This is a genomic window from Peribacillus sp. NPDC058002, from assembly GCF_042886655.1.
Taxonomy (GTDB): Bacteria; Bacillota; Bacilli; order Bacillales; family DSM-1321; genus Peribacillus; species Peribacillus aracenensis.
On sequence record NZ_JBHVQU010000252.1, the window covers coordinates 1 to 4,862 of the forward strand.

Annotated in this window: 4 protein-coding genes and 1 pseudogene; all 5 read left to right on the top strand. The window is 40.8% G+C overall.

The features are described from left to right. Positions 1 to 349 precede the first annotated feature (349 nt). Positions 350 to 1,123, top strand: coding sequence for an undecaprenyl pyrophosphate synthase (locus ACFVSH_RS22855; RefSeq protein ID WP_387599945.1), 774 nt, complete (start codon positions 350 to 352; stop codon positions 1,121 to 1,123). A 25-nt stretch (positions 1,124 to 1,148) separates the two neighbouring features. Then, on the top strand, positions 1,149 to 1,946 hold the full coding sequence (locus ACFVSH_RS22860; RefSeq protein WP_387707984.1) for a phosphatidate cytidylyltransferase: 798 nt from the start codon (positions 1,149 to 1,151) through the stop codon (positions 1,944 to 1,946). Between the two features lie 42 nt (positions 1,947 to 1,988). After that, complete coding sequence (gene dxr, locus ACFVSH_RS22865) at positions 1,989 to 3,149, top strand: 1-deoxy-D-xylulose-5-phosphate reductoisomerase (RefSeq protein ID WP_387599949.1); 1,161 nt, start codon at positions 1,989 to 1,991, stop codon at positions 3,147 to 3,149. 7 nt (positions 3,150 to 3,156) lie between these two features. Further along, entirely contained in the window at positions 3,157 to 4,425 is a 1,269-nt protein-coding gene (gene rseP / locus ACFVSH_RS22870; RefSeq protein ID WP_260284277.1) for an RIP metalloprotease RseP, read from the top strand. Positions 4,426 to 4,691: 266 nt separating this feature from the next. Continuing rightward, positions 4,692 to 4,862 (top strand): annotated as a pseudogene (locus tag ACFVSH_RS22875) (proline--tRNA ligase); the annotation flags it as partial.

Below are 4,862 nucleotides of genomic sequence, written 5' to 3' on the forward strand. Positions count from 1 at the left end.
GGTCTTGGTTCTAACATATAGGTGTGCTTAAATGAGAAAACTGTTATAATAAGGTTTCTCCGATTATGATTACGCCTTGAGTTAGTATGTTGCATGCAAACGTTGGAGGTGGTCCTTTTTTTGCATTTTTCATGGTATTCATAAACCGGTTTTAGAAAAAAAGAAGTAATGATTTCTCCCTTTCTAGCTTCTATTGAAGAAAAAATTTTCATAATAATAATATGAGAACCAGTTTTTTTTTGATATTATAATATAGATTCTTTTTAAGCGGCAGAAAGCTTGATATACATAGTGCACGACAACTTTGCCTTTGTAGAGAGATAAGTACAACCTGATGGGGGACTAACATATGTATTCACTTTGGAAGCGTTTCGTTAAAAAAGATGCTTCTTCCGATGTAACAAATAGGATTCAGCATATTAAACAGTTTGATGTTCCTCAGCATATAGCCATCATTATGGATGGAAACGGCCGTTGGGCCAAAAAGCGTGCATTGCCACGTGTGGCGGGTCATCATGAAGGAATGAAAACCGTTCGTAGGATTACGAAAGTTGCCAATAAATTAGGGGTCAAAACTTTGACAGTCTATGCGTTTTCAACTGAAAATTGGAAACGTCCGAAAAGTGAAGTAGACTTTTTGATGAAGCTTCCACAGGAATTTCTTGGGACATTTTTACCCGAGCTCATTTCCGAAAATGTAAGAGTAGAAATGATAGGGGACTTGTCTCTCATTCCGTCACATACTCAAAGTGCCGTTAAACGGGCAATGGAAGACACGAAAGGCAATGATGGGATGATTCTGAATTTTGCCCTGAATTATGGAAGCCGCGGGGAGATTGTATCTGCAGTGAATAGCATCTTGAATGATGCTAAGAATGGAATAATAAAGGAATCTGTAACTGAGGAAATGTTATCCAGTTATCTGATGACCAAACATTTGTCGGATCCTGATTTACTGATCCGTACAAGCGGTGAAATCCGTTTAAGCAATTTCATGCTTTGGCAGGCAGCTTATACTGAAATGTGGTTTACTGAAGTGCTATGGCCGGATTTTAGTGAAGAGCATTTATTGCAGGCAGTTGAGGAGTATCAAAAGCGTTCACGAAGATTCGGTGGCGTTTAATGTAGAAGGCGAGGAAAATGGAATAATGAAACAACGAATTATTACGGCGGTCGTAGTTGCCGCTATCTTCATTCCACTAGTCATTTTAGGGGGCATTCCCTTTTTACTGACGGTTTATCTGTTAGGGTCAATTGGTTTGTATGAACTGATGAAAATGAAAAAGTTACGTGTATTGTCTTTTGAATCATTTCTTGCACACATATTATTGTGGGTGCTTTTATTGCCTAATGAGCATACCGCTTTTTTAGCGGAAATAAATTACGATAAGGTTCAAGTCTTCTTAATCGGGGTTTTGCTGCTGTTACTTTATACAGTCGTTTCAAAAAACCGTTTCACTTTTGATGATGCAGGCTTTCTCGTGATTTCAATCCTATACTTGGGGATAGGTTTCTACTACCTATTTGAAACACGGGACTCTTTGGGGTTAGGGCTGATCTATATCCTGCTTACCCTATTTACGATCTGGGCAACCGATTCCGGAGCCTACTTCATTGGTAAATCACTTGGTAAAAGAAAGCTATGGCCAGAAATAAGTCCAAACAAGACGGTGGAGGGATTTATCGGCGGGTTATTTTCCGCTATGGTAGTGGGTGTTCTATTTTACGTCTTCTCCAACCTTGACTACACGTTATTACAATTATTATTGATTTCATTAATCATTGGGGTATTTGGGCAATTGGGTGATCTTGTCCAATCGGCGTATAAACGTCATTATGGCGTTAAAGATTCAGGGAAGCTTCTCCCGGGACATGGAGGAATTTTGGACAGGCTTGATAGCGTGATATTCATTTTACCGATTTTGCATTTATTGCACGTTTTATAATATATATATAGGCAAGCGTTATTGAATTAGGAGATGAACAATTTGAAAAATATCAGCCTTTTGGGCGCGACAGGATCGATTGGTCAACAAACAGCGGATGTAGTAAGGTCCCATCCAGATCAATTCAAGATTGTGGCGCTTTCTGCTGGAAAGAATATAGAATTGGTCAGGACTTATATAAAAGAGTTTGAACCGAAACTGGTTTCAGTCCAAACGGAAGAAAATTATCATGTTTTGAAAAGTGAATTCTCCAGCCGCAAAGATATCGAGTTCATGTATGGAGATGAGGGATTGGCTGCTGTTGCCGTTTATGGTCCAGCGACGATATTGGTCAATGCCGTCATCGGAAGCGTGGGTCTTTATCCGACACTTCAAGCAATAAAGGCTAAAAAAGATATAGCCATCGCCAACAAGGAGACTTTGGTGACTGCAGGTCATTTGGTCATAAGTGAAGCAAAAAAAGCGGGGGTCAGATTGCTGCCGGTTGACAGTGAGCATTCAGCTATTTTTCAGGCATTGCAAGGTGAAAAGGAAAAAAATATAGAACGTCTTGTCATTACTGCTTCAGGAGGCAGTTTCCGGGATCGGACCAGGGAAGAATTGAAGGGTGTAACGGTGGAAGAGGCACTGAACCATCCGAACTGGTCAATGGGAGCTAAAATCACCATAGATTCGGCATCAATGATGAATAAGGGATTGGAAGTAATTGAGGCCCACTGGCTATTCGATCTTCCCTACGATAAAATTGATGTATTGCTTCATAAGGAGAGCATCATCCATTCCATGGTTGAGTTTCATGACTCCAGCGTGATGGCACAACTGGGGACACCGGATATGAGGGTTCCGATACAATATGCACTTACTTATCCAGACCGTATTCCGCTAACAGGTCGCAAACGGCTTAATCTTGCTGAAGCAGGCAAACTGCATTTCAGCGATATGGATTTCACCAGATATCCTTGTTTGCAATTCGCATATAAAGCGGGTAAAATGGGCGGAACGATGACTACTGTGTTGAATGCCGCCAATGAAGCCGCAGTCTCTGCGTTCTTATCTGGAAAGGTAACCTTCCTTGATATAGAAACATTGATTGAAAAGGCGCTGAATCAGCATTCCGTCATAGCCCTTCCAGATTTAGAAACGATTCAGGAAGTCGATAATATGACAAGGCAGTATATAGAATCTTTAGTGAAAGATAGGTGACCGGAACATGCAGACTTTAGAAACGATTATAGCGTTCATCATCATTTTTGGAGCTCTAGTATTTTTCCATGAGCTTGGGCACTTAGTGTTTGCAAAGCGAGCAGGAATTTTATGCCGTGAGTTCGCAATCGGTTTCGGGCCAAAAGTATTCACTTATAAAAAGAAGGAAACCGTATATACCATTCGACTGCTCCCTCTTGGCGGGTACGTGCGTATGGCTGGTGAAGACGCAGAGAATATTGAATTGAAGCCCGGCTATCGGGTGGGATTAATGTTTGATAATGAAGAGAATGTTACAAAAATCATTTTGAACAATAAAGATAAATATCCTGATATTCGTCTTGTGGAAGTTGAAGTGATCGATCTTGATCATAAACTGATCCTTACTGGTTATGAAGAGGGCGAGGAAGATACACTAAAAACGTTTGCCGTTCATGAAGAAGCGGTGATCGTTGAAAATGGTGTAGAAAACCAGATTGCTCCTTATGATCGGCAATTTGCCTCAAAGTCGCTTGGGCATCGCTTCCTGACGATTGTAGCTGGACCGGCAATGAATTTCGTTTTGGCTTTTGTCATTTTTGTGTTGATCGGCATGTTTCAAGGAGTCGTGGTGGATGAAGCGAAACTTGGTGAGTTGACTCCAGATGGTTCGGCTGTAAATGCCGGTTTAAAATCGGGGGATGTCATTCAATCCATAGAAGGTACGGAAGTCTCCACTTGGGGAGATGTTCAGGAAAGCATTCAAAAGAACCCTGGGCAAGAGATCGAGTTCGTCGTTGACAGGGACGGGAAAACATTAGAAGTTCCGGTTGTTCCACAAGAAGTGGAGAGGGAAGGGAAGAAAATCGGAATTATCGGCGTTTACCCTCCGGTTGAAAAAGCACCGATTAAAGCAATACAATATGGTTTTACAGAAACGTATTTTTGGACAAAACAAATCTTCATCATCCTTGGTGACCTCGTAACGGGTGGATTTACGATCGACAGTTTATCCGGTCCTGTAGGAATATATAAATCAACTGAGGAAGTAGCGAAACAAGGTTTATTCACGTTAATGAAATGGGCTGGGCTGCTCAGCATTAACTTGGGAATCATGAACTTGCTTCCGCTGCCGGCATTGGATGGAGGAAGACTGTTATTCTTTGTGGTCGAATTCTTAAGAGGAAAACCAATTGACCGTCAAAAAGAAGGAATGGTCCACTTCATCGGCTTTGCCTTGCTGATGTTATTGATGATTGTCGTTACATGGAATGATATCCAGCGATTCTTCCTGTAAGATAAGTTTGGAAAATGCAAAACAGGCCAGCAGATTTATCTGTTGGCCGTTTTCTTATCTGAAGGGATTTCCTAGTTTTTTAACCGTTTTGGGGAAATTGTTTGTTTTCTAGGGAAATCGTAAGTATAATCGAGAATGAGTATATTAAATTAGCTTTTCTGAAAAACGCGGAAAGTCTTTTTTGTATGAAATGACCGTATTAATGTTGCGGTATGAATTTTCCGTAGCCGCAATTAATTTAAAGGAAATATTGAAGAGGTGCAGATATGAAACAAAGTATGACGTTGATCCCTACATTGAGGGAAGTGCCTGCAGATGCTGAAATCAAAAGTCATCAGCTGCTATTACGTGCAGGATTTATGAGACAAAACTCCAGCGGTGTATATATTATTATGCCGCTTGGTAAAAAGGTGCTTCAAAAGGTTGCGGCTATCGTT

Excerpts from the sequence above, each read along its gene's own strand:
- ACFVSH_RS22855 (WP_387599945.1), top strand. The coding sequence starts at position 350 with ATGTATTCACTTTGGAAGCGTTTCGTTAAAAAAGATGCTTCTTCCGAT.
- ACFVSH_RS22860 (WP_387707984.1), top strand. The coding sequence starts at position 1,149 with ATGAAACAACGAATTATTACGGCGGTCGTAGTTGCCGCTATCTTCATT.
- rseP (WP_260284277.1), top strand. The coding sequence starts at position 3,157 with ATGCAGACTTTAGAAACGATTATAGCGTTCATCATCATTTTTGGAGCT.